General features: G+C 64.5%; 5 protein-coding genes. All 5 read right to left on the bottom strand.

Annotated elements, in window-relative coordinates:
* A partial coding sequence (locus tag VN419_RS04850) for a hypothetical protein (protein WP_325645024.1) occupies window positions 1-702 on the bottom strand: 702 nt, incomplete at its 3' end.
* 4 nt (window positions 703-706) lie between these two features.
* Window positions 707-1,804 carry a glutamine amidotransferase family protein gene (locus VN419_RS04845; protein ID WP_325645022.1) on the bottom strand — a complete coding sequence of 366 codons (1,098 nt, stop codon included), beginning with the start codon at window positions 1,802-1,804 and terminating at the stop codon, window positions 707-709.
* 45 nt (window positions 1,805-1,849) lie between these two features.
* Window positions 1,850-3,139, bottom strand: coding sequence for an NAD(P)/FAD-dependent oxidoreductase (locus VN419_RS04840; RefSeq protein ID WP_325645020.1), 1,290 nt, complete (start codon window positions 3,137-3,139; stop codon window positions 1,850-1,852).
* 1 nt (window position 3,140) lies between these two features.
* Window positions 3,141-3,587: a 4Fe-4S dicluster domain-containing protein gene (locus VN419_RS04835; RefSeq protein WP_325645018.1), complete on the bottom strand. Its 447-nt coding sequence runs from the start codon at window positions 3,585-3,587 to the stop codon at window positions 3,141-3,143.
* An 18-nt stretch (window positions 3,588-3,605) separates the two neighbouring features.
* Window positions 3,606-4,846, bottom strand: a 1,241-nt coding sequence (locus VN419_RS04830) for an FMN-binding glutamate synthase family protein (RefSeq protein ID WP_325645015.1), incomplete at its 5' end; no start/stop codon positions are given.

The following is a 4,846-nucleotide window of genomic DNA, read 5'->3' as shown; positions in this document are numbered from 1 at the left end:
CTTCACGAAATCAGCCGCCAGGATCTCCTTGGCGTCAAGCCCGAGTTCCTTGGCGTACTCCTTGACGATCCCCTCGAGGACGGCCTGGTCGGCGTCATCGAGCGGTTGTGCGGACAGGCCGGGGCCGATCTGCTCCTTGGGAACCTCGCCGCGCACGTAAATCACACCGCCGTGCATGCCTGTTCCCAGGCTGCGACCGGCAATGGGTTCCGTGGGCTTATCAGAATACATTCCAAGAAGCAAAAGGATTCCGCCCGCCATATATTCGCCGAGGAAGTCTCCGGCCTTGCCACCGATGACGATGATCGGGAGCTTTTCCATGTAGGCTTTCATGTGGATGCCCACGCGGTAGCCCACGTCGCCCTTGATGAAGATCTTGCCGCCGCGCATGGCGTAGCCCACCACGTCTCCGGCCAAGCCTTCGATGATGATGGTGCCGTCGTCCATGGTGTTGCCCACGCCGTCCTGGGCGTTGGCCTTCACGCGGACCTTGGGCCCGCGCATGAAGGAGCACATGTCCTGGCCGGGCACGCCCTGCACCTCGAAGGTCAGGTCGCCTTCCAGGGCGCCGGCGATGTAGCGCTGGCCGTTGACGTTTTTGAGCACGATGTTCGTGGCGCCAGCGGCCACGGCCTCGCGGATCTGTTCGTTGAGCTGGCGGTAGTAGATGCCGCTCGCGTCCAGGGTGACAGTCTTGGCCATTATCCTACGCCTCCAGATGCACGATGACCGGTTCGCCCGCCTTGGGCATCCACACGCGGTCCAGGTCGTTCTGGACTTCGCGGATGGCGCTCTCCTCGCTCGACATGAAGACCATGTCGTCCTTTTCGGCAATCACCAGCGGCCGCAGCTTGATGCGGTCGTTCAGGCCGAAGAGGCCGGTGTTATCGGCCACGAGGATGGCGAAGGGGCCGTTCAAAAGGGCCTGGCCGTACACCATGCGCAGGGCAGTGTAGGCATCCTTTTCCTGCTTGGGCATGCGGGCGATCTCGTCCCAGAACGGCGGGGCAAAGACCTTGCAGGCCATCTCCTTGGACAGACCGTGCTTGCGGATCAGGAGGTCAAGCTCGTAGGCCACGACCTCGGTATCGGTCATGAGCGTGCACAGGTAGTCGTGCTCGCACAGGTAGCGGCGGTTGATGCCGTAGGAGCTGATCTCGCCGTTATGGACGATGGACCAATCGAGCAGCGTGAAGGGGTGCGCACCGCCCCACCAGCCCGGGGTGTTGGTCGGGAAGCGGTTGTGGCCGGTCCAGATGTAGGCCTTGTACTCTTCCAGGCGGAAGAAGTCGGCGATGTCCTCCGGAAAACCCACGCCCTTGAAGGCGCCCATGTTCTTGCCGCTGGAGAACACGAAGGCGTTGGCCACCTTGTGGTTGATGTGCATGACCGCATGGACCACGTAGTCCTGCTCGCCGAGCTCCCGCACTTCCTGGGGGCGATCCTTCTTGATGGTCAGGAAGTAGCGCGACATGATGGGCGGGTTCTTGATGGTCACGACCTTGCGGGTCGGGATGGGCTCCGCCAGATGGACGGTGAAGTAGTGCTTAAGCACTTCCTCGGCGTTGTCCTGGGCGTCCTGGGTGTCGCACATCAGGTGGAAGGCGTATTTGTCGGCCAGGTCGGGGTAGATGCCATAGGCCGCGAAGCCGCCGCCAAGGCCGTTGCCCCGGTCGTGCATGCAGGCCATGGAACGGATGGGCATTTCGCCGGGGATGAGGCCACGCTTTTTGTGGATCACCCCGAAGACGCCGCAGCCGGAGATGTCTTTTTGGAAGTCGTAATACCGTTCAGGTGCTTTCATCCTACTCGTGCTCCTCGCGGATGTTCTGCAGGGACGCCTGCTTGGTTAGCGGGCGGCCTTGGCCGGCTCGGGGTTCCAGGTCTCGTCGAACAGCTCCGCCGGCCAGAGGAAGACCTCGGGTCCGCCGTTGATGAGCTTGTCCTTGGCCTCGCCGGCAAGCGGCATTTCGAATTTGATGAAGGCGGTGTACATGCCGCCCTTGTCGATATCGCCCACGAGCACGTAGCCCACCAGCTTCTCGTCGCGGAACACGAGCTTGCGATAGGTCTCCTTCTCCTCGTCGAGAAGGGCGTGGACCTCGAAGCTCGTGTCGCCATCAGGCGGGTTGACCGTGCCGACCGAGATGGTGGGCAGGCCGTAGAAGCTGATGGAGTTCATGGGCAGGCCGCCCATGTACGGCTGCTTGGCGCCGGCCATGTTCCGGCCGGAGGCGTAGCCCTGGTTGTAGGCGTTGGGCCAGATGGGCACCACGCGGTGTTCGCCGGTGATCTGGTCCTTGGCCTGGGCCACGTCGCCTGCGGCGTATACGTCCTTGGCGCTGGTCATCAACTTGCCATCGACCATGATGCCGCGCTCGACCTTGACCCCGGCCTCCTTGGCGATGGCGCTGTGGGGCACCACGCCGATGGCGACCACCACGACGTCGCATTCCAGGAAACGGCCGTCGGTCAGGAGCACGCCCTTGACGCGGCCGTCCTTGGTACGCTGAATTTCCTTGGCGGTGACGCCGCAGTTGACCTCGATGCCGACATTTTTGAGACGGTTGGCGGCAAGCTTGCCCGCCTTCTCGTCAAAGCCGCCGGAGAGGATGCGCGGGGCCAGCTCGACGATGGTCACGGCAACGCCGCGGTCGAAGAGGCTTTCCGCGGCCTTGAGGCCGATGAGTCCGCCGCCGATGACCACGGCGCGCTTGATCTTGCTCGAGAGCTCGATCAGCGTGTTGGCGTGGGCCAGGGTGGTGAAGGAGTAGATGTCCGCGCCCTGCACGCCCGGAATGGGCGGCACGAAGGGCACGCCGCCAGTGGCGATGAGCAGGCGGTCATACTTGATGGTCTCGCCCTTGTCGGTGGTCACGGTCTTCTTGGCCGTGTCGATGGCGCTGGCCGTGGTGCCGAGCTTCAGCTCCACGCCGTTCTTGGCGTAGTAGTCCTCGCCGCGCAGGGCCAGACGCTCCGGGCCGATCTTGCCCGCCAGCAGGTAGGAGATGAGCGGGCGTCCGTAGGCGGCGGTGTCTTCCGCGCCGATGACGACGATGGCTCCTTCTTTGTCATGGCGGCGGATGCCCTCGATGGCGCCGATGGAGGCGACGCCGTTGCCGATGATCACATAGGTCATGTTAGCGCTCCTCCTGCTTCAGGGCCTTGTTGGGGCAGGCGGCAACGCAGGCCGGGCCGCCCGGGCGGTCATGGCACAGGTCGCACTTGACGATCTTGGGCTCAAGCGGGTGCCGGGCGATGGCCCCGAAGGGGCAGGCCATCAGGCAGGACCAGCAGCCCACGCATTTCTCGCGGTCGTACACGGTGCGGCCGCTTTCCGGGTCCTTCTGCAGCGCGCCGGAGATGCAGGCGGCAACGCAGGAGGGCTCGTCGCAGTGGCGGCAGGACAGGGCCACGCAGGTGGCGCCGCCCTCGTGCACGTGCTTGCTGGAGGCCACGCCGTTCTGGCCGCGCTCCACGGTGTAGGCCAGGATCAGATCCTTGCTCTTGGAGTGGGCGGTCAAACAGGCCAGCTCACAGATGTGGCAGCCGATGCAGAAGTCCTTGTCAGGGTAGACGCGTTTCATAATCTTCTCGCCCCCTTGTTAGCGACCGGCGTGCTTGACGCCCAGAATGTCCATCTCGGTGTCCGAGAGGCCCACGGCGCGCAGCTTGTCGCGGTTGCCGCGCAGGCTCTCGATGGAGTTGAGCCCCATACCGCCGAGCATTTCCTCGATCTCGTGACCCCAGGCGCGCACCAGGTTGACCATCTTCTTGGCCGCGACGTCCGGGTTCTGGCGCTTGGCCAGGCGGGCGTCGTTGGTGGCGATGCCCCAGGGGCATTTGCCGGTGTAGCACTTGGCGCACAGGGTGCAGCCAACGGCCAGGAGCACCGAGGTGGCGATGTAGCAGGCGTCCGCGCCAAGGGCGATGGCCTTGATCACGTCGGCGCTGCAGCGCGTGCCGCCCGCGGCGATGATGGAGGCGCGGTTGCGGATGCCTTCGTCGCGCAGGCGCTGGTCCACCTGGGCCAGGGCCAGCTCAATGGGGATGCCCACGTTGTCGCGGATCATGCCCGGGGCAGCGCCCGTGCCGCCGCGCACGCCGTCGATGGCGACGATGTCCGCTCCGGCGCGCACGATGCCCGAGGCGATGGCCGCCACGTTGTGCACCGCCGCGATCTTCACGCTCACGGGCACGCGGTACTCGCTGGCTTCCTTGAGGGCGAAGATGAGCTGGTGCAGATCTTCAATGGAGTAGATGTCGTGGTGCGGGGCCGGGGAGATGGCGTCCGATCCCAGGGGGACCATGCGCGTCTCGGAGACCATGGCGTTGATCTTCTCGCCGGGCAGGTGCCCGCCGATGCCGGGCTTGGCGCCCTGGCCCACCTTGATCTCGATGCCCGCGCCCGCGTTCAGGAAGTCGCGGTGCACGCCGAAGCGGCCCGAGGCGACCTGAACGATGGTGTTCTTGCCATATTCGTACAGACTCTTGTGCAGTCCGCCCTCACCCGTGTTGTAGCAGATGCCCAGCTCGGTGGCGGCGCGGGCCATGGCCACGTGCAGGTTGAAGTTGATGGAGCCGAAGCTCATGGCCGAGAACATCAGAGGGTAGTTCAGCTCAATCTGGGGGGCCAGCTTGGTCTTGAGCTTGGGGCTGCCGTCCTTTGTCTTGGAGAACTCCAGCTTGTCCGGCTTGGAGCCGATGAAGGTCTTGAGTTCCATGGGCTCGCGCAGCGGGTCGATGGAGGGATTGGTGACCTGGCTGGCATCAAGCAGGAGCTTGTCCCAATAAATCGGGATGTTCACCGGGCTGCCCATGCCGGTAAGCAGGACGCCGCCGGTAT

The organism is Humidesulfovibrio sp. (assembly GCF_035560995.1).
GTDB lineage: Bacteria > Desulfobacterota > Desulfovibrionia > Desulfovibrionales > Desulfovibrionaceae > Humidesulfovibrio.
Note: the sequence above shows the minus strand (reverse complement) of the source record. Positions and strands in the feature narration are given on the sequence as shown.

Coding starts and splice junctions, on each gene's coding strand:
- VN419_RS04840 (WP_325645020.1), bottom strand. CDS start 3,139: ATGACCTATGTGATCATCGGCAACGGCGTCGCCTCCATCGGCGCCATC.
- VN419_RS04845 (WP_325645022.1), bottom strand. CDS start 1,804: ATGAAAGCACCTGAACGGTATTACGACTTCCAAAAAGACATCTCCGGC.
- VN419_RS04835 (WP_325645018.1), bottom strand. CDS start 3,587: ATGAAACGCGTCTACCCTGACAAGGACTTCTGCATCGGCTGCCACATC.